23 protein-coding genes are annotated in these 22,126 nt (G+C 68.1%); 17 read left to right on the top strand and 6 right to left on the bottom strand.

Annotated features, from left to right (window positions below; translation table 11 throughout):
* The first annotated feature begins 8 nt into the window (after positions 1-8).
* From VEC57_01945 to VEC57_01900, 10 genes are all read left to right on the top strand, one after another.
* Positions 9-1,010: a lysophospholipid acyltransferase family protein gene (locus tag VEC57_01945; GenBank protein HYB97872.1), complete on the top strand. Its 1,002-nt coding sequence runs from the start codon at positions 9-11 to the stop codon at positions 1,008-1,010.
* A gap of 214 nt (positions 1,011-1,224) precedes the next feature.
* Positions 1,225-3,132: a 2-oxoacid:acceptor oxidoreductase subunit alpha gene (locus VEC57_01940; protein ID HYB97871.1), complete on the top strand. Its 1,908-nt coding sequence runs from the start codon at positions 1,225-1,227 to the stop codon at positions 3,130-3,132.
* A complete protein-coding gene (locus VEC57_01935; protein ID HYB97870.1) occupies positions 3,129-4,175 on the top strand; it encodes a 2-oxoacid:ferredoxin oxidoreductase subunit beta in 1,047 nt (348 codons plus the stop codon). Before VEC57_01940 ends, VEC57_01935 begins: the two co-directional genes overlap by 4 nt.
* Complete coding sequence (locus VEC57_01930) at positions 4,172-4,729, top strand: CBS domain-containing protein (protein ID HYB97869.1); 558 nt, start codon at positions 4,172-4,174, stop codon at positions 4,727-4,729. Before VEC57_01935 ends, VEC57_01930 begins: the two co-directional genes overlap by 4 nt.
* An 84-nt stretch (positions 4,730-4,813) precedes the next feature.
* Positions 4,814-5,827: a hypothetical protein gene (locus VEC57_01925; GenBank protein HYB97868.1), complete on the top strand. Its 1,014-nt coding sequence runs from the start codon at positions 4,814-4,816 to the stop codon at positions 5,825-5,827.
* Entirely contained in the window at positions 5,814-6,623 is an 810-nt protein-coding gene (locus tag VEC57_01920) for a hypothetical protein (protein HYB97867.1), read from the top strand. The genes VEC57_01925 and VEC57_01920 overlap by 14 nt, the downstream gene beginning before the upstream one ends.
* A gap of 2 nt (positions 6,624-6,625) precedes the next feature.
* Positions 6,626-8,233 carry a carboxyl transferase domain-containing protein gene (locus tag VEC57_01915; GenBank protein ID HYB97866.1) on the top strand — a complete coding sequence of 536 codons (1,608 nt, stop codon included), beginning with the start codon at positions 6,626-6,628 and terminating at the stop codon, positions 8,231-8,233.
* Positions 8,234-8,362: 129 nt separating this feature from the next.
* Positions 8,363-10,153, top strand: a complete 1,791-nt coding sequence (locus VEC57_01910) for an acyclic terpene utilization AtuA family protein (GenBank protein ID HYB97865.1) — start codon at positions 8,363-8,365, stop codon at positions 10,151-10,153.
* Positions 10,144-10,938 (top strand): enoyl-CoA hydratase-related protein, encoded by a 795-nt coding sequence (locus VEC57_01905; protein HYB97864.1) that lies wholly within the window; start codon positions 10,144-10,146, stop codon positions 10,936-10,938. Before VEC57_01910 ends, VEC57_01905 begins: the two co-directional genes overlap by 10 nt.
* The gene (locus VEC57_01900) at positions 10,935-11,345 is read left to right on the top strand and encodes a response regulator (protein HYB97863.1); all 411 of its coding nucleotides are present in this window, start codon (positions 10,935-10,937) and stop codon (positions 11,343-11,345) included. Before VEC57_01905 ends, VEC57_01900 begins: the two co-directional genes overlap by 4 nt.
* On the opposite strand, the gene VEC57_01895 is transcribed toward VEC57_01900, so the two are convergent.
* Positions 11,342-11,710, bottom strand: coding sequence for an SCP2 sterol-binding domain-containing protein (locus VEC57_01895; GenBank protein ID HYB97862.1), 369 nt, complete (start codon positions 11,708-11,710; stop codon positions 11,342-11,344). The genes VEC57_01900 and VEC57_01895 overlap by 4 nt on opposite strands.
* 86 nt (positions 11,711-11,796) lie before the next feature.
* Here VEC57_01895 and VEC57_01890 point away from each other — a divergent pair, with 86 nt between their 5' ends.
* The 7 genes from VEC57_01890 (at position 11,797) to VEC57_01860 (ending at position 18,661) form a co-directional block, all read left to right on the top strand.
* A complete protein-coding gene (locus VEC57_01890) occupies positions 11,797-12,315 on the top strand; it encodes a hypothetical protein (GenBank protein ID HYB97861.1) in 519 nt (172 codons plus the stop codon).
* 137 nt (positions 12,316-12,452) lie between these two features.
* Positions 12,453-13,592 carry a YCF48-related protein gene (locus VEC57_01885; GenBank protein HYB97860.1) on the top strand — a complete coding sequence of 380 codons (1,140 nt, stop codon included), beginning with the start codon at positions 12,453-12,455 and terminating at the stop codon, positions 13,590-13,592.
* A 115-nt stretch (positions 13,593-13,707) separates the two neighbouring features.
* A complete protein-coding gene (locus VEC57_01880) occupies positions 13,708-14,661 on the top strand; it encodes an ABC transporter ATP-binding protein (GenBank protein HYB97859.1) in 954 nt (317 codons plus the stop codon).
* Positions 14,658-15,404, top strand: coding sequence for an ABC transporter permease (locus VEC57_01875; protein HYB97858.1), 747 nt, complete (start codon positions 14,658-14,660; stop codon positions 15,402-15,404). The genes VEC57_01880 and VEC57_01875 overlap by 4 nt, the downstream gene beginning before the upstream one ends.
* A complete protein-coding gene (locus VEC57_01870) occupies positions 15,401-16,774 on the top strand; it encodes a GldG family protein (GenBank protein HYB97857.1) in 1,374 nt (457 codons plus the stop codon). Before VEC57_01875 ends, VEC57_01870 begins: the two co-directional genes overlap by 4 nt.
* Positions 16,771-17,529 (top strand): DUF4340 domain-containing protein, encoded by a 759-nt coding sequence (locus VEC57_01865; GenBank protein HYB97856.1) that lies wholly within the window; start codon positions 16,771-16,773, stop codon positions 17,527-17,529. The genes VEC57_01870 and VEC57_01865 overlap by 4 nt, the downstream gene beginning before the upstream one ends.
* 4 nt (positions 17,530-17,533) lie before the next feature.
* Entirely contained in the window at positions 17,534-18,661 is a 1,128-nt protein-coding gene (locus VEC57_01860; protein HYB97855.1) for an acyl-CoA dehydrogenase, read from the top strand.
* 102 nt (positions 18,662-18,763) lie between these two features.
* On the opposite strand, the gene VEC57_01855 is transcribed toward VEC57_01860, so the two are convergent.
* The 5 genes from VEC57_01855 to VEC57_01835 are packed head-to-tail and all read right to left on the bottom strand — an operon-like array spanning position 18,764 to position 22,125.
* Positions 18,764-19,333 (bottom strand): redoxin family protein, encoded by a 570-nt coding sequence (locus VEC57_01855; GenBank protein ID HYB97854.1) that lies wholly within the window; start codon positions 19,331-19,333, stop codon positions 18,764-18,766.
* Positions 19,334-19,373: 40 nt separating this feature from the next.
* A complete protein-coding gene (locus VEC57_01850) occupies positions 19,374-19,973 on the bottom strand; it encodes an ABC transporter substrate-binding protein (GenBank protein ID HYB97853.1) in 600 nt (199 codons plus the stop codon).
* Between the two features lie 3 nt (positions 19,974-19,976).
* The gene (locus VEC57_01845) at positions 19,977-20,810 is read right to left on the bottom strand and encodes a VacJ family lipoprotein (GenBank protein HYB97852.1); all 834 of its coding nucleotides are present in this window, start codon (positions 20,808-20,810) and stop codon (positions 19,977-19,979) included.
* 33 nt (positions 20,811-20,843) lie between these two features.
* A complete protein-coding gene (gene mlaD / locus VEC57_01840; protein HYB97851.1) occupies positions 20,844-21,353 on the bottom strand; it encodes an outer membrane lipid asymmetry maintenance protein MlaD in 510 nt (169 codons plus the stop codon).
* Between the two features lie 4 nt (positions 21,354-21,357).
* The gene (locus tag VEC57_01835; protein ID HYB97850.1) at positions 21,358-22,125 is read right to left on the bottom strand and encodes an MlaE family lipid ABC transporter permease subunit; all 768 of its coding nucleotides are present in this window, start codon (positions 22,123-22,125) and stop codon (positions 21,358-21,360) included.
* Between the last annotated feature and the right edge of the window lies 1 nt (position 22,126).

Raw genomic sequence — 22,126 nt, 5'->3', positions numbered from 1 at the left:
TGCCGCCCGTGCACGCGCCGGCCGCCGGTCTGCCGGCGGCGCCTGCGGCGCAACGCGACGGCGCGATCGCCCGCACCGCCAACTATTTCGTCTACGCCGGTCTGCGCGGCCTTTGGGCGGTGCTCGGGAGCGTCTCGCCGGCCGCTGCGCGCGGGGCGCTGCAGAACGTGGCCGACCTGTTCGCACGCTTCGACCGGCGCCACGTCGAAGTGGTGCGCGAGAATCTCTCGATCGCGTTCCCGGAAATGGACGAAGCCAGCGTGGAGCATCTGGCTCGCGTGGCGTTCCGGAACTGGGGGCGCATCGCAGCCGAGATCATCCATGGCCGCGACCTCGTCGCCGCCACGCCGGCGGCGCCGTGGCAGCGCGTCGCCGAGCGGGCCGAGCAGGCGCGCGCGGCGGGCAAGGGGCTGCTGGTCCTGAGCGCCCACACCGCCAACTTCGAGCTGTTGGCGCGCACCTGGGGCGTGCGCATCGGGCCGGTGGCCGTGTTCCACCGAAGCATCCACAACGACCCGATCGACCGCTTCGTCATCGCCGACCGCCGCGCCATGAACGTCACGTCGATCGGCCGCGGCGCCTCCGTGCGCGAGGCGCTGCGGCTGATCAAGACCGGCACCTGCGTGGCGGTGGCGCTGGATCAGAACCAGCGGCCCGGCCACGGGATCTTCGTCGACATGTTCGGCCGGCCCGCCTGCACCTCGACCATGCTGGCGCGCCTCTCGCTGGCCACCGGTGCGCCGGTCCTGCCGGTCTTTGGCGCCTGGCACGGCGAGCACACCATTCCCGTCTCAGGCCGCCCGATCTGGCCGCCTTCGCCGGCGCCCGCGCCCGCAGACAGGCCCAAAGTGGTGCGTGAGCTGACGCAGCGATACACGCGTTTGATCGAGACTTTCGTGCGCCGGCATCCCGAGCAGTGGAACTGGGCGCACCGGCGCTGGAAGACCCAGCCCGAGCCGAGCGGAGACGACGCCTCGCTGCAGGCGGACATCGAAGCGCTGACGGAATGAGACCTGCGCGGCGCATGGTCCGAGATGCGCGTCGCATCGCGGCCTGCCACGCAGGCACGTGGCAATCCGCAGGCGACAGCACTTGCGCCGCCGCTGCCTGCGCCTCATGAAATAAGAATCCCTGCACGGTCCTTGAAGCATCCATTGTCAGCCCTCATTTCGCGGCGTAGCATCATGTGGGGTTGCCCGGCGCCGAGGAGCGAGGAGGCACAGCATGTCCCAGGCATCCGGCGTACCGCCGTCCACGGACTCCGCGCCATCCGGCGGCACGCCCAAGAGACTCGAGACCGTTGAGACCGTCGTCATCCGCTTCGCCGGCGACTCCGGCGACGGCATGCAGCTGACGGGAACCAAGTTCACCACCGAATCCGCGCTGGCCGGCAACGACATCGCCACGCTCCCGGACTTCCCCGCCGAAATTCGCGCGCCCGCCGGAACCCTTGCCGGGGTCAGCGGCTTCCAGCTCCACTTCTCCAGCAAGCGCGTGTTCACGCCTGGCGATCAGCCCGACGTATTGGTGGCAATGAATCCCGCGGCCTTGCGCGTCAACGTTGAGGATCTGCGCGAAGGCGGAACGCTGATCCTGGACGCCGACGCGTTCACCAAATCCAACCTCTCCAAGGCGGGCTACACGGACTCGCCGGTCAAGAGCGGAGAGCTCGGCCGCTGGCGCGTCTTCGAAGTTCCGATGACCAAGCTTACCTCCCAGGCCGTCTCGGACATGGACCTGCCTCAGCGGACGGTGGTGCGCTGCCGCAACTTCTTCGCGCTCGGCCTGTGCAGCTGGCTCTACCAGCGGCCGATCGAGGAGACGCTGCGATGGATCGAGGCGCGCTTCAAGAAAAGCCCTGCATTGGTCGAGGCAAACACGCGAGTTTTCAAGGCCGGCTGGAACTTTGGCGAGACCACCGAGCTGTTCACGAGTCGCTACTCGGTGGCACCGGCGACGATCGAGCCGGGCCTGTATACCAGCGTGACCGGCAATCAGGCGCTGGCCTGGGGACTGATGACGGCGGCGGCCAAGGCAGGCCTGCGCCTGGTGTACGGGTCGTACCCGATCACGCCGGCCAGCGACATCCTCCACGAGCTGTCGGCGCACAAGCACTTCGGCGTGGTGACGTTCCAGGCCGAGGACGAGATCGCGGCCATCGGCGCGGCCGTCGGCGCCTCCTTCGGCGGTGCGCTCGGTGTCACGGCCTCCAGCGGCCCGGGCATCGCCCTGAAGGCCGAGGCCATCGGCCTGGCCGTCATGACCGAGCTTCCGCTGGTCGTGGTCAACGTGCAGCGCGGAGGCCCGAGCACCGGGCTGCCCACCAAGACCGAGCAGGCCGACCTGCTGCAGGCCCTCTACGGCCGCAACGGCGAATGCCCGGTGGCGGTGCTGGCCGCATCGACGCCGGTCGACTGCTTCGACGCGGCCATCGAGGCCGTGCGCGTGGCGACCCGGTACATGACACCCGTCATCCTTCTCTCCGACGGCTATCTCGCCAACGGCGCCCAGCCATGGCGCCTGCCCACGTACGAAGACGTGGCGATGGAGCCGGTCCGGTTCTGGACCCAGACCGTCGGCTTCCAGCCGTACCTGCGCGATGAGGACACGCTGGCACGGCCCTGGGTGCGGCCGGGCACGCCGGGGCTCGAACATCGCATCGGCGGCATCGAGAAGGATTACGACAGCGGTGACATCAGCTACGCGCCGGCCAACCACGAGCGCATGGTTCGGGTGCGCGCGGGCAAGATCGCCCGCATCGCCGACGAGCTTCCGGCAACCCGCGTCAGCGGAAGCGAGCTGGGCGAGGCGGTGGTGGTGGGATGGGGGTCGACCTTCGGTGCGATCGAAGAGGCGGTCGCGCGCCTGAACGCGGCGGGCACGGCCGTCGGCCACGTGCACCTTCGCTGGCTCAATCCGCTTCCGCGCGATCTCGGCAAGGTGCTGCGGCGCTATCGCACCGTGCTGGTGCCGGAGCTGAATACCGGCCAGCTCGTGCGCGTGCTGCGTGACGAGCTCCTCGTGGACGCGGTGCCCGTCAGCAAGATCCAGGGGCTTCCATTCACGGCCGCCGAACTGGTGACCAGGATCGGCGCGCTCATCGAGGAGCGGCGACGGGAGGCGAGCAGGTGAGCACGGTCGGCAGCGAGAATCTCGAAGGCGGCGCCAGGCCGGCGCCGGGAAGAAAGGACTTCGCCAGCGATCAGGACGTACGCTGGTGCCCGGGCTGCGGCGACTACGCGATCCTTGCCCAGGTGCAGAAGGTGATGCCGGAGCTCGGCGTGGCGCGCGAGAACATCGTGTTCATCTCGGGCATCGGCTGCTCGAGCCGCTTTCCGTACTACATGAACACGTACGGCTTCCACGGCATCCACGGCCGCGCACCCGCGCTGGCCACGGGCCTGAAGCTGGCGCGTCCGGAGCTGTCGGTGTGGATCGTCACCGGCGACGGCGACGGCCTCTCGATCGGCGGCAACCACCTGATCCACATCCTGCGCCGCAACCTGGACGTCAACATCCTGCTCTTCAACAACGAGATCTACGGTCTGACCAAGGGCCAGTACTCGCCGACCTCCAGGCTGGGTCTGGCCACGAAGTCGAGTCCGATGGGCGTGGTCGATCCGCCCTTCGAGCCCGCCGCGCTCGCGCTCGGCGCCGGCGCGACCTTCATCGCGCGCACGGTCGACGTGGAGACCAGGCACCTGCAGGCGGTGCTGATGCGCGCTGCCGCGCACAAGGGCACCTCCTTCGTCGAGATCCTCCAGAACTGCCCGGTGTTCAACGACGGCGTCTACGACGACCTCAGCAATCGCCTCACCAAGAACGAGCACCAGCTCCTGCTCGAGCACGGCAAGCCGCTCGTGTTCGGCGAAGGCCTGAAGAAGGGCATCCGCCTGCGCGCCGACCTGTCGCCCGAAGTGGTCCGCGTCGATGCCGTGCCTGCGTCCGATCTGGTCGTGCACGACGAAACCAATCCGGTGGTGACCCAGCTCCTGTCGCGCCTCGGACGCGACGGGCTGCCGGTGCCGCTCGGCGTCCTGCGCGCGGTCCAGGGCGCTTCGCACCCGCTCTACGAGCAGAGCGTGCACGCGCAGATCGAGCAGGCACGTGCGGCCAAGGGCGAGGGCAGCTTCGATCGCCTCTATCGCAGCGGCGAGACCTGGACGGTTGCGTGACCGCGCGCCCCGACAGCGTCGATCCGATCGCCGGCTTCATTCGCGACAGCATTGCCGACCTGGAGACCGGCGACGGAGCCCGCACGTTCGACGAGAACATGCTGCGCCAGCCGCTTGCGGTGCTGCCGCCGGCGGTGCCGGTGACGGTGGAGACGCCGGCGTCGGTCCTGGAGACCATCGAGCTGATGCACGAGCGTCACATCGGATGCGTGCTGGTGGTGCGCAGCGGTAAGCTCAAGGGCATCTTCACCGACCGTGACGTGGTCTCGCGCGTGGTCGCCGCCGGCCTGGACCCGAGCAAGATGGCGGTGCGGCGCGTGATGACGCCGAAGCCGGAATGCTTGCGCCCCACCGACTCGATCGCGTTCGCGCTGAACCTGATGGGCCTCGGTGGATACCGCCACATCCCCTTGGTAGACAAGGCGGGCGCGCCGGTCGGCGTCGTGTCCGTCAAGGACATCGTCGGCTACCTCGTAGGGTTCTTCCCGAAGAGCGTGCTCAACCTTCCGCCGAGGCCACGGGCCAACTACGCGCGCGAGCGCGAGGGCGCATAGAGAGCACCAGGCGCGCGCCGCCGGACCTGCAGGGCAGGCTCCGAGCAAGCCCGGTCCTGCCACGGCAGGTTGCAGAGCTGGCCCATGGCGCAAGCAGCATCGGACAAGGAACGATCGGAGAGCTGGCTCGACACGCTGGCCTCGGCCGCGTCGCAGCTGGGCGCGGGCGAAGCCATCGCGGAGCTGCGCGAGCAGGCTCGCGAGCTGATGGCCGATGTGCGCCGGGCCGCGGCCGAGATGGCCGAGGCCGGTGAGGCCGGCGATGTCGGCACCGGCGGCGAGAACAGTTCTGCCGGCGCCGACGAGAGCGCCGCATCCCACGCCCCGGGCGGCACGAGCTCCGGCGCCGCCGAAAGCGCGGCCGGCCGCGCAGTGGGCGCGGATGCAAGCGCCGTCGCTTCGCTTGCCAGCCGGCTCGATGGCCTGAGCTCTTCGCTCGAAGAAGTTGCCGACCTCCTCGACGCCGGCCTCGAGCGGCTCGAGACGGTGGAGATGCAGCTCGGCGACCCCGACGATTCGGTCGATGCACGGCTGCGCAGCGGCATCGAGCGGTGCGAGCAGCGCCTCGGCGGCATCGAGCATCGCCTGCGTGAGCTGGCGCGTGCAGCCCAGCCGACGCAGCAAAGGGCACGCGTTCCGGTCGCGCTCGTTGTCGACACCGACTGCCGGCGTCGCTGCGATCTGTGCGTCAGCCTCGAGCACGAAGGCATCCACACGCTAGCCTCCGGCGATGCCGCCGGCGCCGGGCGCATGCTCGCGCGCCAGCCCGATGTGGTGCTGATCCGTCACGATGCGCCGCGCGATCTGATCGAGATCATCGAGCGCGACGTCGCCCTCCTGCGACAGGGGCATGCGCGCGCTGCGCGTGAAGGGGAAGGCGAGGGCGGCGCTCTTCTGGTGCTGGCTCCGTGGCCGCGCGGCCGCGACCTGGAGCTCGAGCTGCGGCAGCGCTTCGGCCAGCCCTGCCAGATCGTCACCGACGCCCACGGCATCGCTGCGCTGGCCGATGAGATTCACGACCGCACCGTCCTCCAACATCGCCAAGCTCCGCCACCGGCGGCGGAGACAGAGGAGACAACACCCGATGCGTCCGTCTGACCGAAAGCTCCTTGTTCCCGCCTCGGTGATCGCCGCGGCCGCTCTCTGGCTCGGGCTTGCGCCCGACCACGCCCTTGCGCAGGGGCTGCTGCAGCTGGACCCCATCCCGCCCGAGTACACGCTGGGCCGCTTCCAATACACGCCGCCCAGGCATGACGGCTGGCGCCAGATCGCCAACTCGACGCAGTCGCTGCAGCTCGTGTACGTCGAGCAGACGCCGGGAAGCGATCAGATCAACACCAAGTTCGGCGTGGTCATGGAGGCGCACGACATTCCCGCCGGCACGCAGATCCCGTCGCCGTCGTGGCTGGCCGAGCTCAGCCGCAAACAGCAGGCCGACGCGCGCAAGGACGAGATCACCGGCGTCTCGCCGATCCTGCTGGTGCCCGGCACGACCAACATCTACACGTACCGTTTCCTGGCCAAGACGCCGCCGGGAGCCGCCGAGCCCGACGCCTACGAGGTCTACTACGTGACGATGTCGCCGGACGAGAAGCAGTACCTCGTCGTCCAGTGCATCACCAAGGAGAAGACCTACGAGAACCAGCTCTACTTCCAGCAGTTCTACGCGACGCTGTCGTCGATCCGGTACCAGGCCGACGCTGCCGGTGCTGCGCCTGGCGCAAGCGGCACTTCCGGTGATGCCAAGGCTGCCGGTGATGCTGCTCCCTCCGACGGCAAGCCTGCTCCGGTGACGCCGCCGGCGCCGCCCGCTCCGGCAGTGCCGCCGCCGCCACCGGCGCCGGCGTCACCTTCGGCGCCGGCCGGCGAAGACCACTCCGGGCACGGCCACTGAGCATGCAGCGGCTGGTCTCGCAGATCCGCACCGACACCGCCGAGTTCGCCGAGAACAGGCGCGTGAACGAGGAGCTGGTGGCCGAGCTGAATCGGCGCCAGGAGAAGATTCGCCTGGGCGGGCCGGAGAAGGCGCGCCAGCGCCACGTCGCGCGCGGCAAGCTGCTGCCGCGCGACCGCGTCGAGGGGCTGCTCGACCCCGGATCGCCGTTCCTCGAGCTGTCGACGCTGGCGGCCTACGACATGTACGACGGCGACGCGCCGTGCGCGGGCGTCATCACCGGCATCGGCCGCATCCGCGGCCGTCTGGCGATGATCATCTGCAACGACGCGACAGTGAAGGGCGGCACCGTCTATCCGATCACCGTCAAGAAGACGATCCGCGCGCAGACCATCGCGCTCGAGAACCGCATCGCCACCGTCTACCTCGTCGATTCGGGCGGCGCGTTCCTGCCGCTGCAGTCGGAGATCTTCCCGGACGCGCACAACGGCGGGCGCGGCTTCTACATGCAGGCGCGCATGTCGGCAGCCGGCGTTCCGCAGGTCGCGGTGGTGATGGGATCGTGCACGGCCGGCGGCGCCTACACGCCGGCGATGTGCGACGAGAACGTGATCGTGGGCGGGCAGGGCACGATCTTCCTCGGTGGGCCGCCGCTGGTGAAGGCGGCCACCGGCGAGGAAGTGACGGCCGAAGACCTCGGCGGCGGCGACGTGCACTCGCGCATTTCGGGCGTCGTCGATCATCTGGCCGGCTCCGATCGCGAAGGGCTGTCCATCGCGCGCGACATCTTCGAGAACCTAGTGCGCAGGCCGCACGAGCAGCCGGGCCGCGAAACGCCCGAAGAGCCGTTCTACGATCCGGCCGAGCTCTACGGCATCATCCCGAAGGACACGCGCACGCCCTACGACTGCCGCGAGGTGATCGCGCGCCTGGTCGACGGCAGCCGCTTCCACGAGTTCAAGCAGCGCTACGGGACCACGCTCGTTACCGGCTTCGCGCGCCTGTACGGACACACGATCGGCATCATCGCCAACAACGGCGTGATCTTCTCGGAGGCCTCGCTCAAGGCCACGCACTTCATCGAGCTGTGCTGCCAGCGGCGCGTGCCGATCCTGTTCCTGCAAAACATCACCGGCTTCATGGTCGGCAGGAAGTACGAGCACGGCGGCATCACCAAGGACGGCGCCAAGATGGTACACGCCGTCTCCAACGCCGACGTGCCCAAGCTGACGGTGATCGTGGGCGCCAGCCACGGCGCCGGAAACTATGCGATGTGCGGGCGCGCCTATGGGCCGCGTTTCCTGTTCATGTGGCCCAACTCGCGCATCTCGGTGATGGGCGGCGAGCAGGCGGCGGGCGTGCTGCTGCAGGTCAAGAAGGCGCAGCTTGCGGGCGACGGGCAGGAGATGGACCCGATGATGGAGAAGGCGATCCATGACCAGGTCGTCTCCACCTACGAAGCCGAGGGCAGCCCCTACTACAGCACCGCGCGCCTGTGGGACGACGGCATCCTCGACCCGCTGCAGACCCGCGCCGCGCTCGGCCTGGCGCTCGAGGCGACGCTGCAGGAGCCGGTCGCGGAAACCAGGTTCGGCGTCTTCCGGATGTAGGAGGCAGGTCTTGAACCTACGGTGTTTCGCCTACGGGCTGCGCATTCGTCGGCGTTTGCGAGCCCGGTCCTCGCCGCCTGCCGAACACGCACGAAGACGGGAAAATCGGGACGGGGCCCCGGAGGGGACATGAAAGACCAGATCATCATTGCGAACGCCTCCGGGTACTGGGGCGACGAAGGCGCGGCCATCGCACGGCAGGTGCGCGGCGGGCCGATCGATTATCTGACGCTCGACTACCTGGCCGAGATCACGATGATCATCATGGCGCGCCAGAAGGCGGCGAGCGAGGACGCCGGCTACGCGCGCGACTTCGTCGCCTACATGCGGCCGCTGCTGCGCGAAGTGGCCGAGCGCGGCATCACCGTCATCTGCAACGCCGGCGGGATCAACCCCGGTGCCTGCGGGCGCGCGCTCGAAGCGGCCGTTGCCGATGCGGGCGTGCATCTGCCGGTGGCCATCGTCGACGGCGATGATCTCCTGCCGCGCCTGCAGGACCTTGCCGCCGCGGGCGTTCCCTTCACGCATCTGGACACCGGCGAGCCGATCGGCGATCGCCTCTCGCTCGTCAACTCGGCCAACGCCTACATCGGTGCCCGGCCCATCGCCGCGGCCCTGGGCCGCGGCGCACGCATCGTGGTCACCGGACGCACCTACGACGCCGCCAGCGTGCTGGCCCCGATGGTGCACGAGTTCGGCTGGGACTGGCAGGACTACGACCGCCTGGCCGCCGGCCTGCTTGCCGGCCATCTCATCGAATGCGGCGCGCAGGTCACCGGCGGCAACTACACGCTGTGGCGCGACGTCGGTTCGTTCGAGAACATGGGCTACCCGCTGGTGGAGGTCGCCGCGGACGGCTCTTTCGTCCTGACCAAGCACCCCGGCACGGGCGGCCTGGTCAGCCGCCGCACCGCCACCGAGCAGTGCCTCTACGAGATCGGCGATCCGCGCGCCTACGCCAGCCCCGACGTCATCGCCGACTTCACCTCCTTCACGATGGAAGAGGAGGGCCAGGACCGGGTCCGCATTCGCGGCGTGCGCGGGCGCATGCCGACCGGCTCGCTCAAGGTGTCGATGACGTACGAGGCCGGCATGCGATCGATCGGCATGGTGGTCGTCAGCGGCCCCGAGGCCGTCGCCAAGGCGCGCAAGTTCGCCGAGATCTTCTGGAGCCGCGTGCGCGGGAGCTTCGAGGAGACGCGCACCGAGCTGCTCGGCTACAACGGCTGCTGGGGCGAGTCGGCGGCGCCGCACGTCGATCCCAACGAGGTCGTGCTGCGCTTTGCCTGCCGCAGCAGCGACAAGCGCGCGCTGGAGGCGTTCTCGCGCGAGATGGCCGGCATTGCGCTGGCCGGCCCTCCGGGCATCTGCGGCGCCGGTGGCCGTCCCTCGCCGCAGCCGGCGTTCGGCTACTGGCCGGCGCTGATCGAGCGCAGGCACGTCGTGCAGCGCATGTTCATGGAAGGCGAGCAACTCGAGCTCCCGTGCGAGAGCGGGCCGAGCGGTCCGATCGCGACCGGCGAGGAAGCGGCCGCGCCGATGTGCGCGGAGGGGCCGCGCGTCAAGGTGCCGCTCGGCGTGATCGCGCACGCGCGCTCGGGCGACAAGGGCGACACCTGCAATATCGGCGTGGCGGCGCTGCGGCCCGAGCTGTATCCGGAGCTGGTGCGCGAGGTGACGGCCGAGCGCGTGGCGGCCTTCTTCGCCTCGTTGGCCAAAGGACCGGTTCGCAGGTTCCGGCTCGACAACCTGTGCGCGCTCAATTTCACGCTGCAGAACGCGCTCGGCGGCGGCGGCACGATCTCGCTGCAGCTCGACAACCAGGGCAAGACCGCATCGCAGGGCTTGCTGACGATGGAGATCGAGGTGGCGAGCTCGCTGCTCGAGGGCGCGCGGAAGAGGGCGGCAACGTGGTCGTAGAAACACGGATTCATGACGCACTCGGTTGGATCACGCTCAACCGTCCCGATGTCCGCAACGCGCTCAGCGGCGAGCTGATGGAGGCGATCGGGGAGGCGATCGAGCGTCACCAGGCCGACGACGACGTGCGCGCCATCGTCATCACCGGTGCGGGCAGTGCGTTTTGCGCGGGCGCCGATCTGCGCACGATGCAGAGCGCGCGCGACGCCAGCGACGACGCCAACCGCGCCGATGCGTATCGCATGGGAAGCCTGTTCCACCGTGTCGCCGCCTGTCGCAAGCCGGTGGTGGCGCGCGTCAACGGACCGGCCATCGGAGGCGGAGTGGGCCTGATGGCTGCCTGCGACATCGTGGTGGCCACCGAGAAGGCGCGCTTCCAGTTCTCCGAGGTGAGGCTCGGCATCGTGCCGGCCGTGATCTCGCCGTTCTGCATCCGGCGCCTCGGCCCGACCGTGGCCAAGCGCCTTTTCCTGACCGGCGAGCCGATCGATGCGAGACAGGCGCTGGCGTACTCGCTCATCGACGTCATGGCGCCCGAAGGCGACCTCGATGCAGCGGTGGAGAAGACCGCCGCCGATCTCGGCAAGGCCGGTCCCAATGCGCTGATCGCCGCCAAGGAACTGGTGGATACGGTAGCGCGGCTCGGCATCGAGAACGCGCTGGAGTACACGGCCGAGATGATCGCGCGCCTGCGAATCTCCGACGAGGCCGCCGAGGGCATCGCCGCGTTCCTTCAAAAGCGCCCGGCGGCCTGGGTGCCGCGCGGCGGGGGAGGCGGAGCATGACGCCTCCGGCACGCAACGCGCATCTTCGAAACTGCGTGGTCATCATCGACGACGAGCCCAACATTCGCGAGACGGTGGCGTTCATTCTGGAAGCCGAAGGCGTCGAGGTCGCCACGGCCGCCGACGGGATCTCGGGCCTGGCGGTCGTGCGCCGCGTGCGTCCCAAGGTCATCCTGGTCGACGTCATGATGCCGCGCATGGACGGCTACGAGGTCTGTCGCGCGGTGCGCCAGGACCCCAACCTGCTCGGCACCTACCTGATCATCCTGACGGCCAAGGGCCAGAAATCCGATGAAACGCGGGCTCTCGAAATGGGCGCCGACCTCTACCTGTCCAAACCGTTCGACGACGAGGTGGTCCTCAACGTCATCCGGCAGGTCTTCGACGGGCTGCCGGTGACGCTCTAGCTCTCCGCCTCGGCCGGGCAGATCGTCGCCACCATCCGCGCCGCCGCCTCCAGATCGCCGGCCAGCTCCATCTTCTCGCTGGCCAGGGCGAGCCGCCCGTCCAGGCTTCCATCGGCGATCGCGACCAGGTCGTTGGCATCGATCCGAATGGTGACATCCGGCGGCGCCGCGTCGCCGCCCTCCCAGCTCACACCCTCCGGCGACACGACCAGCATGTAGGAGCCGGGAGCCTGCCCGGTAAGGCGGAACAGATAGCGCGTGGTGGTGGTGGCGGCGCCGGGACCGTACGCGACGAATGCGTCGAAGATCTGGCTGAGTCGTTCGGAAAGGGTGCCTTGCGTGGCGGCCGTATTGGGCGTGCTCATCGAATGTATGTAGTCCGCCGGGAGCGGGTGGGCAAACCGCCGGAAACCCCTGTTGCCTTGGAGTCGCCGGTTGCTACGATGCCGGCATGAAAGCCATTTCTACTTCCATCCTTGCCTCGCTGCTGTTCGCGCTTTCCTCCATGACGGCCACGGCGGCCGACGAGGCCAAGCCGGAAGCGAAGCCGGCGGCTCCCTCGGCGCCTGCCGCTTCGCCGTCGGCGCGCACGCCCGAGCAGACCGTCGAAGGCTATCTGAAGGCGATGCAGGAACAGAAGTTCGGCGATGCCTACGAGCTCGTCTCCAAGGCGCTCAAGGCCGGCAAGAGCAAGGAGGAGTGGAGCAAGGAGCAGCAGTACATCGTGCAGATGGGCGAGGTGAAGATCTTCGGCTACAAGGTCTTTCCCGCCGCGGTTGCCGCCGACGGCACCGCCAAGGTTCCCAATATCCTGAAGTCCCAGGACAAGTTCCTGAATCAGCTCGGGCTGGACGAGTACGAGCTCTACGAGCTGGTCAAGGAGGACGGCGTCTGGAAGATCGACAACCAGACCCTGGTCGAAGGCGCCGAGCGCAGCGAGTACTTCCCGGCCGATGCTGTGGCCGACTAGGGCTGCGGCCGCACGCCGCGGACCGGGACGTTTTTGACTTGCACCACCCTGGCCGTTAAAGGGGCTCGGTTTGCGGGCCCGACCGCCGGACCGGAAGCGGCCGAAATTCCCCGCGTTTCAGTCTTCAGGAGTGCAGAATGAATCGCATTGACCTCTCGGGTCGACGTTGGGCGCTGGCCTTTGCCGCCTTGGCCTCGCTCTCGGTCGCGGCCTGCCACGGCAATGAGGACTGGGAGCCGATGGCGACCCAGAAAATCTACGTCGCCGACCGCTTCTACGATCTCGTCATGCTCGGACCCAAGGAGGCCATCGTCATCGGCTATGACGGCAAGCTCCTTTCCACCGCCGACATGGGCGCCAGCTGGAACGTGATCGACAGCGGCACCGAGGCGGCGCTCTACAGCATCGACATGGCGCCCGACAAGAAGACCGGCTGGATCGTCGGTCAGGAATCGACGATCCTGCGCACGACCGACGGCGGCAAGTCCTGGCAGCGCCAGGATGCCAAGATGTACATGAACGACGAGTGCCGCGAGCAAGGCGGCGATCCCGAGGCGACCGAAGAGTCGAACAAGTGCCCGCTGGCGCCTCTTTTCGCGCTGAGCGTGATCGACGAGAACAATGCCATCGCGGTCGGCGACCGTTCCACGGTGGCCAGAACCACCGACGGCGGCAAGACCTGGACCGCCACCACGCTCAAGCCCACCCTGACGGAGGAGCTCGACGAGAATGCGATGATCGCGTTCGAGGATCCCGTCCTCTACGACGTCCAGTTCGTCGACGGGCAGACCGGTTTCGTCGTAGGCGAGTTCGGCAAGATCATGAAGACCACCGACGGCGGCAAGTCCTGGACCGAGAAGCAGTCCTCGCTGGTGGGCGAGGAGTACATCGACATCATGGATCTGCCCACGTTCTTCGATGTCGAGGTTCGCGGCAACACGGCCTATGTGGCGGGCCTCGACGGCCGCGTGGCCACTTCCAACGACGGCGGCGAGAGCTGGACGTGGGTTGCCCACAACATCAAGGAATACGATGCGCCGTTCTATTCGGTGGCGCTGGTTCCGGATGGCTCGGTGTGGGCGGTGGGAGCTTCGGGCCAGGCGGTCTATGCGCCGCCGGGCGGCCCGCTCGGCAAGGGCAACCTCGGGACGCAGGTCAACAACTGGATCCGCGAGGTCAAGTTCTACGACGAGAAGGTCGGCTGGATGGTCGGCGGCTTCGGGTTCATCATGAACACGAACGACGGCGGCAAGACCTGGTTCCGACGCATCGGCTAGCTCGCGGATCCTCCGGTTTCCTTGCCGGGAAACTGGAGACCGTTTTCCGTTTCGGCAACAATCCACGACGCCGGCCTCCGGGCCGGCGTCTTCGTTTCTGCTCGGGGCGTAGCTGGTGATCCAAGCAGAGCATCTGACCAAGGAATACGGTCTGTTCCGCGCAGTCGACGACGTTTCCTTCAACGTCGAGCGCGGCGAGATCGTCGGCCTGCTCGGACCCAACGGCTCGGGCAAGACGACGATCATGCGCATGCTGACGGGCTTCTTCGCGCCGACCTCGGGAAGCTGCAGCATCGACGGCGTCGACATCCGGACGAATCCGCTGCAGGCCCGCCGGCTCATCGGCTACCTTCCCGAGCGCGTCGCGCTCTACCCGGACATGTCGGTGCAGGGCTTCCTCGCATTCATCGCCAAGGTGCGCGGCGTCGAGGGCAGGGTCACCAGCGCGGTCGAAGAGGCCATGGACGTGTGCGGCCTGACCTCGATGCGGCGGCGCCAGATCGGCAAGCTCTCCAAGGGATACAAGCAGCGCGTCGGCATCGCCCAGGCGATCATCCATCAGCCGCAGATTCTCATTCTCGACGAGCCGACGGTCGGCCTGGACCCTCGCCAGATCGTGGAGATTCGAAGCCTCATCCGCACGCTGTCGGGCCTGGCCACGGTGCTGCTGTCCACGCACATCCTTCCCGAGGTCAGCGTCACCTGCCGGCGCGTCCTGATCCTGGACCAGGGAAAGCTCATCGCCGAGGACACCGTCGAAGGATTGACCGAAAAGACGGCCGGCCGCGGCGAGACGCTGGTGCGGGTGACCGGGCCGGAGGCGGCCGTGCTGGCCGCCGTGCGCGCAGCGCCGGGCGTGGAGGCCGCCGAGCTCATCGAGCGCGCACGCGGCGGCGTGCTGTCGCTGGCGGTGCGGTCGCGAAGCGGCGCGGCGGTGCGCTCGCACCTGGTGCGCGTGCTCGTCGAGCACGGCTGGTCGGTTCACGAAGTCAGCCCGAAGCTGCTCAGCCTCGAGGATCTGTTCGTGGAAATCCTGGAGCGCTCGGGCCACGCGGAGCAGGCGTCATGAGACCATTCCTGGCCCTGCTGGCCAAGGAGCTGCGCGGCTTCTTCGCCTCGCCGCTGGTGTACTTCGTCGGTGCCGTCTTCCTGGCGCTGTCGGGCTACTACTTTTACACCAACCTGAACGCGTTCATCACCTTCGGCTTCGGCGAGAGCATCGTCGAGCACCTGTGGCAGCGCCTGTACGCGGACATCGTGCGCGTCGTCATCACGGTGATCCCGCTCGTGACCATGCGCGTCTACGCCGAGGAGAAGCATCTGGGAACGGTGGAGCTCCTGTACACGGCGCCGCTTCGCGACTTCGAGATCCTGGCCTCGAAGTTCCTGGCATGCATGGGCGTGTTCGCTCTGCTGATCGGCGCCACCGCGCTTTATCCGATCCTGATCTACCGCGTCGAGCCGTTCGACCTCAGCCACGTCGCCGCGATCTACCTCGGGCTGTTCCTGCTCATCGGCGCGATGGTCTCGATCGGCATCTTCCTGTCGTCGTTGACCGAGACGCAGCTGATCGCCGCAGTTTTCACGTTCGGCGCCGTGCTGCTGCTGTGGAACCTGTCCTGGAACGAAGCCGCGGTGCCGGGCGACTGGCTGGGGCTGGTCTCCCAGCTTTGCGCCTACGACCACTTCGAGCCGTTCGCGCGCGGCGTCGTCGACCTCAAGGACGTGGCCTACTTCGTGGCGCTGACGGCGCTGATGGGCTGGCTGACGATGCGGTCGATGGAGTCGCGCCAGTGGAGCGGCCGGCGATGATCTCCATCACCACCCGACGCTGGCTGCAGCTCGTGGTCGCCACGGTCGGCCTGACCGCGTTTCTGGCCACGCTGGTGACGGCGGCCTACATCTACAACGTCCGCTTCGATCTCAGCCCCGGCAACCGCTTCACGCTCTCCGACCACGCCCATCAGGTGCTGGCCAAGGTGACGCAGCCGATCAAGATCCTGTCGTTCATCCGCACCGAGGACCCGCGCAATCCCTACATCAAGGACCTGCTCTGGCAGGTCTCGCGCGAGCAGCCGCTGATCAGCTACGACGTCGTCGACGTCAACCGCAATCCGGCGCTGGCGGCGCAGTACGGCGTCAGCACCTACGGCTCCACCGTCGTCGAGAGCGGCACCAAGCGCGCCGATTTCAGCAATCCCACGGAAAGCCTGCTCATGTCCTCGATCCTGCGCGTCATGCAGGAGGCCAAGAAGGTCTACTCGATGACCGGGCACGGCGAGTGCTCGATCGAGAACACCGATCGCAACGTCGGCTGCTCGCTTCTGCGCGAGGCGCTGTCGATGGAAGGCTACACGATCGAGCCGCTGAGCCTGCTCGGCGGCGCCGAGGTGCCCGAGGACGCCGACATCCTCGTGATCCCGGGCCCCAGGAGCGATCTGCTCGAGCCGGAGGCGCGCTCGCTCGGCCGCTGGCTCGACAACGGCGGAAAGATGCTGGCGCTGCTCGACCCGTTCCGAGCGCCGCGTCTGGTCGCGCTGCTCGGGCAGTACGGGATCGAAGTGGGCGCCAACATCGTCCTGGACGCGGGCAACCGTCTGGCCGGCGGCGAGCAATTCTCGACCGCGGTGGCCGACGTCAATCGCCAGCATCTGATCAGCTCGACGCTGAAGTCTCCGCCGATGTTCTCCCTGGCCGCCGTCGTCACGGCGCGCACCGACGAAGACAAGGGCCGCATGGCGGAGACGCTGCTCAAGACGGGCCCGCGAAGCTGGGCCAGTTACGACCCGACGATTCTCGAAGGCGGCGCCGCCGAGTTCGTGGCCGGCCGCGACATCAATGGGCCGCTGCCGGTGGGCGTCGCGGTCACCGAGCCGGCCGCCGCCGCAAAAGAGCAGGGCGTGGAGACGCGCATCGTCGCCTTCGGCGATTCCGACTTCGCCGGCAACCGCTTCCTCGACTACCTCGGCAACAAGGACCTGCTGGTCAACTCGGTCAACTGGCTGGCGCGCGAGGACACGCTCATGGCCACGCGCCCGCAGCGCAAGGTCGGCGGGAAGAACCAGCTCTTCGTCAGCCAGGAAGATGCCGACGGCGTCTTCTGGAGCGCGGTCGTCGTGCAGCCGGGGCTGTTCCTGCTCGCGGGCTTCGGCCTGTTCCTTTACCGGAGATTCGGGCCGTGACCTGGCCGCGCATCCTCGCGTACTACGCTCTGGCTTTCGTGCTCGGCGCGCACCTGTGGAGCGTGCATTCGGCCCGCACGGTCGAAGAGGCCAAGCCGGCGGCCACCAACGAGCCGTTTCTGGCGGCGGTGCCCGAGCGCATCGACCGCGTGCGCGCGGAGAGGGCGGATGCCGCCGTCGAGTTCCAGCGCCAGCAGGGACGCTGGGCGATCACGGAACCGGTCGGCTTGGCATCGCCGAGCGACATCGTCGATGCCTTGCTCGACGGACTGGTGGCCACGCCGCCCATCGAGATCGTCGCCGACAGTGTGGAGCGGCACGGCCAGTACGGCCTGAATCCGCCGCGCATTCGCCTACGCGTCGAGCAGGCCGGGGAAGTGCTGTCCACCATCGCATTCGGCGAGCTCAACCCCACGCGCACCGCCGTCTACGCCAAGAAGGCCGGCAAGGACGAGGTCTACCTTCTCGGGCTCAACTCGCAGTACTACCTGGACCTGATCTTCGAGAACGTTCGCCGCCAGCTGGCATCAACCGGCGCGGCCATGCCCGAGCCCATCGTGCCGCCCGAAGACGGCGCGCCCTCGGCGTTGGATGCGCTCGCTCCGGCGCCGCGCCCTGCTGCCGCGCTCGGCCCGCCTCCGGTGCAGCCGCCGGCGCCTGCCGCAGGCGCCTCGACGCCGGGCACGGCGCCGATTCCCGGCGCCGCGCCACTTGCGCCGGCATCGCCGGGCAACGATCCTGCGCGCGGGCGCTGACTGCATGGACTTCGGCTTCAGCCAGGAACAGGAGCAGCTTCGTGCAGCCGCGCGCGAGTATCTGCGGACGGAGCTTCCTGCGTCCTTCGCTCGGGCCATGCTCGAGGATGCCGCCGGCTTCACCGAAGAGGCGTGGAAGGGACTGTCGGAGCTCGGATGGCTCGGCCTGACGGCGCCTGAGCGCTTCGGCGGCAGCGGCCTCGGGCTTCTGGACCTGGTGCTGGTGCTCGAGGAAGCCGGTGCCGTCGCGCTGCCTGGACCGTTCGTTTCCACGGTATCGCTGTCGCTGCCCGCCATCCTTGCCACTGCCGACGAAGATCAGCTCGGCGCGCTCGTGCCCGAGATCGCCACGGGCGTGCGTCGCGTTGCCTGCGCGATCGCCGAGCGCAGCGGCCTCTGGGACGCTGCCGGAATCGCCGCCACGGCGCGCCGCGACGAGGGCGGCTACGTGCTGGACGGCTGCAAGCTCTTCGTTCCGGACGCGGGCGTCGCCGACACCATCGTCCTCGTTGCGCGGCTCGACGATGGTCTGGGGTTCTTCGCTCTGCCCGCGACGCTGCCGGGCCTGGCGGTTCGGCCGATGCAGACGGTGGACCTCACGCGCCGCCTCGGCGCCGTCACGCTCGAGTCGGTGCGCGTGGAGAGCGACTGTCTGCTCGGGCGCCGCGCGCACGGCGCTTCCGTGCTCGACCGGATCATCGATACGGCCAAGGTCGGCCTGGCGGCGGAGATGACCGGAGCGGCCGAGCGCGCTCTGACGATGACGGTGGAGTACGCCGCAGTGCGCGAGCAGTTCGGTCGCGCCATCGCCACGTTCCAGGCCATCCAGCATCGCTGCGCAGACATGAAGGTGGACGTCGAGAACGCGAAGTCGCTGACGTACTTCGCCGCCTGGGCCATCGACAGCGGTGATCCCGGTGCTGCGCTGGCTGCGGCCATGGCCAAAGCGTTCGCCAGCGACGCATGCCCGCGCGTGGTCGCAGACGCCGTGCAGCTTCACGGCGGCATCGGCTTTACGTGGGAGCACGACCTGCACATCTACTTCAAGCGGGTCAAAGCCGACGAGCTGACCTATGGCGATGCCACCGCCAATCGCGAGCAGGTCGCGCGCAGCCTTGAGCTGGTCGGTTGAGCACGCGCCGCGCTCGCCGCTCGTCAACAAAAAAAAGGGACGGCCGGGGCCGTCCCTTTTCGGTTTGTGCGCTGCCGACCGGCAGCGTCAGAACTTGATCCCTCAAGCCGAGACGTTCGATCGGGCCGTCGTCACCGGCTTGCCCGCCAGGTGCTCGTCCAGGGCCGCCGCGACGTATCGGTTCTTGACTGCGCTCGGATCATCCTTGTTGTCGTCGACGGCGCCGTGGTACAGCAGCGTGCCGTCCTTGCCGATCACGAACGCTTCGGTGGTTCGCTGCGCGCCCAGCGCCTTGGCCACCGCGCCGCCCTCTGCGTCGATGATCGGGCCCTTGAGACCCTTCTCCTTGTGATACTTGATCTTCGTCTCGCTGGAGTCGGTGCGGTTCGGATAGACGTAGACGAAGTCGACGCCCTTGCCCGCATACGCCTCTTCGAGCTCCCGCACGCGATCCACGTAGGCGTTGGTGGCCCCGCACGTGGTGCCGAGCACGAACAGCACCGTGGGCTTGCTGATCTTCTGCGAGTCGAGCTCGGTCGTCTTCGGCTCGGCCGCCGAGACGTCGGCGGTCCTGGCGGTGAACGCAGGCACCCGCTCGCCGACGGCGACGGCCGCCGCCGCGGGCGCGGCGAGCAGGAGAAGCGAAAGCAGGAACGATGTTTTCATTCTCATGAGCCGAGCGTAGTGGAATCGTCAGCGAGGTCCAGCGCGCTCAGGCCGCGCTCTTCTCGCGCAGAACCTTGAGCAGGCGCTCGGGTCCTCCCTGCGACAGGATCTCCTGGAACTGCGAGCGCAGGTTGGCGATGAGGCTGACCCCCTCGCCGATGACGTCGATCAGGAGCCACTGGCCGTTCTTCTGGCGCAGGCGGTAGTCGACCAGGATGTCGGGCTGCCCGTTGGTGCGCTTCAAGCGCGTCTGCACGGTGTAATCGCCGTGCGCTTCGGGCCGCCCGCCCGTCACCTCCACCCGCTCGTTCGAGTACTTGTCGATCTGCCCTCCGTAGGTGGCCGACAGATACTGCTTGAACAGCTTCTGGAACTCGCCGCGCTGCTGCTCGGAGAACGTGCGGTAGTTCGACGCCAGCACCAGCTTGGTCACCGTGTCGATATCGCTCTTGGTATCGAGCAGCGCCTCGAGCCTGACCAGCTTCTCCTGCTTGCTTGCCGTCCCGCGCAGGATCTCGAGCACCTGCGCGGCCGTCTGCTCGACAAACTGCTCGGGGCTCTGGCCCGCCGCCGTGGCGGCGGTGGCATTGACGGAAAGAACGCCCGCCAGCAGCAGGCCCGTCATCGCGCACAGAAAGCTTCGCATCGATCAGTTCTCCTCGGGCAATGTGTAGAGGTCGTCGCCGGCCGCAGGCGGCGGCGCCGAGTATTCGTTGTATTCGCCGAATTTCAGCCGGTCGTCGATCAGCGCCTGCCGCCGCTGCAGGTACGCGTCGCGGGTGAAGACGTAGTAGTCGAGCGCGCGCTCACGCGCCTGCTCGACCTCGTCCAGATAGACGGAACGCAGATTGATGCCCTCGACCAGACTGACGCCGAGGCTGACCCACCAGTCGACGTAGTAGGGCCAGATGCGCGCGGCAGAATCGGCGGCGATGCCGACACCGTCGCGGAAGTTGGACGGGCCGAACAGCGGCAGCACCAGGTACGGCCCGGTGGGCACTCCCCACACGCCGAGCGTCTGGCCGAAGTCCTCCCACGGCTGGGGCATGCCGAGCCGCGTGGCAGGATCACCGAAGCCCAGGACGCCGACCGACGTGTTGATGATGAACCGGCTCATGCTGGTGATGGCCTCGTCGGGCTTGCCCTGCAGCAGGCAGTTGGTGGCCACCATCGGGAAGCGCAGGTTCCAGAAGAAGTTGTTCACCCAGCCTTGGACGCGGTCGGGCAGCAAAAAATCATAGCCGCGCGCCACCGGCTCGAGCACGTAGCGGTCGGCAGCTTCGTTGAATGCGAAGATCGGCCGATTGATCGCGCGCAACGGATCGTTGTCGGTCGTCGGCGTTGCATAGGTATCGGCCTCGGCGCCGGGCTCCTCCTGCTCGGCAGCGCGAGCTGCCGGCGAGAGCACGGCGAGCACGGCGACGATGGTCACCATCGCCACCGCTTGGCGCGCGGCCGCCCGACCTCGACAATGAGCTGTCATAACCATCTCCTGGTGCGGCGTGGGGCGTCGGCTCTACTCGGCTGGCGCCGTCGGAGCGCCCGTGCCGCCGCCGCCTGCCGGCTTTTCGCTGCCGGAGTCGCCGACGTTGACGAGAAACTTGCCGATCAGCCTCTCCATTACCAGCGCGTTCTCTGTGTATGGAATCTGCTCGCCCGGCGCCAGATGACGGTCCTCTGCGCCGGGCGAAAGCTGGATGTAGCGATCGCCCAGCAGACCGGCGGTGACGATGGCCGCCGAGCTGTCCACGGGCAGCTTGAGGTCCGCGTCGAGATCCATGTCGACGCGGGCACGGTAGGTCTCGTCCAGGGAAATGCCCGTCACGGCTCCGACCTTGACGCCCGCGATCTCGACGGGCGCCTTCGGCTTGAGCCCTGCGATCTGGTCGAAGGTCGCATAGACGGGCAGGCCGCCTTTGCCCGTGTAACGCAGCCCACCGATCGAGAAGGAGAGGAAAGCCAGCGCAGCCAGCCCCGCCAGCACGAACAGGCCGACCAGGAAGTCGCGCGTCGCCGATTCGTTCATCCGCTCAAACTCCCCACAACGCCGTGATGAAATAGTCGAAGATCAGCACGCTCACGGACGCGATGACCACGGTCGAGGTGGTGGCGGCACTGACGCCGGCCGATGTCGGTGCGGCGGCAAAACCTTGGTAGGTGGCGATCAGGCCCACCAGCACTCCGAAGATGACCGCCTTCAGGATGCTGCCGGCGACGTCATTGCCGAAGTCGACCGCATTCTCCAGGCTGGACATGTAGGTTCCGCCGTCGATTCCCATCAGGCCCACGCCCACCAGGTAGCCGCCGAAGATGGCGGTGACGATGAACAGCGCCGAAAGCAGCGGCATCACGCAGATCATCGCCCAGGCCTTGGGGCGCACCACGTAGTCGATCGGATCGACCGCCATCATCCGCAGGCCGTCGAGCTGCTCGGTCGCCTTCATCGTGCCGATCTCGGCGGTGACGGCCGAGCCGGCCCGGCCGGTGGTCAGCAGCGCCGTCAGCACCGGCCCCAGCTCGCGGATCAGGCTCAGACCCACGACGGCGCCGAGCGATCCTTCGGCGCCGAAGCGCACCAGCGTGTTGTAGCCTTGCAGGCCCAGCACCATGCCCACGGCCAGTCCCGAGATGCAGATGATGAGGATGGAGAGGACGCCGACCTTGAACAGCTCATCGACGAACTCCCGCAGGCGCAGCGGCGGCCGCAGCGTCACGCGCAGGATGTGGCCGGTGAAGACTGCCAGGCGTCCGAGGCTCTCCACCATGTCGCCGGTCCCATGGCCCAGCGCACGAATCATG

The sequence above is a fragment of the Candidatus Limnocylindrales bacterium genome (assembly GCA_035626395.1).
GTDB lineage: Bacteria > Desulfobacterota > Binatia > UBA1149 > CAITLU01 > DASPNH01.
This window is presented reverse-complemented; position numbering and strand designations above follow the sequence as displayed.

What these genes read in the sequence shown, in the direction of transcription:
- VEC57_01940 (HYB97871.1), top strand. Translation starts at nt 1,225, where the DNA reads ATGTCCCAGGCATCCGGCGTACCGCCGTCCACGGACTCCGCGCCATCC.
- VEC57_01925 (HYB97868.1), top strand. Translation starts at nt 4,814, where the DNA reads ATGGCGCAAGCAGCATCGGACAAGGAACGATCGGAGAGCTGGCTCGAC.
- VEC57_01920 (HYB97867.1), top strand. Translation starts at nt 5,814, where the DNA reads ATGCGTCCGTCTGACCGAAAGCTCCTTGTTCCCGCCTCGGTGATCGCC.
- VEC57_01915 (HYB97866.1), top strand. Translation starts at nt 6,626, where the DNA reads ATGCAGCGGCTGGTCTCGCAGATCCGCACCGACACCGCCGAGTTCGCC.
- VEC57_01910 (HYB97865.1), top strand. Translation starts at nt 8,363, where the DNA reads ATGAAAGACCAGATCATCATTGCGAACGCCTCCGGGTACTGGGGCGAC.
- VEC57_01900 (HYB97863.1), top strand. Translation starts at nt 10,935, where the DNA reads ATGACGCCTCCGGCACGCAACGCGCATCTTCGAAACTGCGTGGTCATC.
- VEC57_01895 (HYB97862.1), bottom strand. Translation starts at nt 11,710, where the DNA reads ATGAGCACGCCCAATACGGCCGCCACGCAAGGCACCCTTTCCGAACGA.
- VEC57_01890 (HYB97861.1), top strand. Translation starts at nt 11,797, where the DNA reads ATGAAAGCCATTTCTACTTCCATCCTTGCCTCGCTGCTGTTCGCGCTT.
- VEC57_01885 (HYB97860.1), top strand. Translation starts at nt 12,453, where the DNA reads ATGAATCGCATTGACCTCTCGGGTCGACGTTGGGCGCTGGCCTTTGCC.
- VEC57_01875 (HYB97858.1), top strand. Translation starts at nt 14,658, where the DNA reads ATGAGACCATTCCTGGCCCTGCTGGCCAAGGAGCTGCGCGGCTTCTTC.
- VEC57_01870 (HYB97857.1), top strand. Translation starts at nt 15,401, where the DNA reads ATGATCTCCATCACCACCCGACGCTGGCTGCAGCTCGTGGTCGCCACG.
- VEC57_01860 (HYB97855.1), top strand. Translation starts at nt 17,534, where the DNA reads ATGGACTTCGGCTTCAGCCAGGAACAGGAGCAGCTTCGTGCAGCCGCG.
- VEC57_01855 (HYB97854.1), bottom strand. Translation starts at nt 19,333, where the DNA reads ATGAGAATGAAAACATCGTTCCTGCTTTCGCTTCTCCTGCTCGCCGCG.
- VEC57_01850 (HYB97853.1), bottom strand. Translation starts at nt 19,973, where the DNA reads ATGCGAAGCTTTCTGTGCGCGATGACGGGCCTGCTGCTGGCGGGCGTT.
- VEC57_01845 (HYB97852.1), bottom strand. Translation starts at nt 20,810, where the DNA reads ATGACAGCTCATTGTCGAGGTCGGGCGGCCGCGCGCCAAGCGGTGGCG.
- mlaD (HYB97851.1), bottom strand. Translation starts at nt 21,353, where the DNA reads ATGAACGAATCGGCGACGCGCGACTTCCTGGTCGGCCTGTTCGTGCTG.
- VEC57_01835 (HYB97850.1), bottom strand. Translation starts at nt 22,125, where the DNA reads ATGATTCGTGCGCTGGGCCATGGGACCGGCGACATGGTGGAGAGCCTC.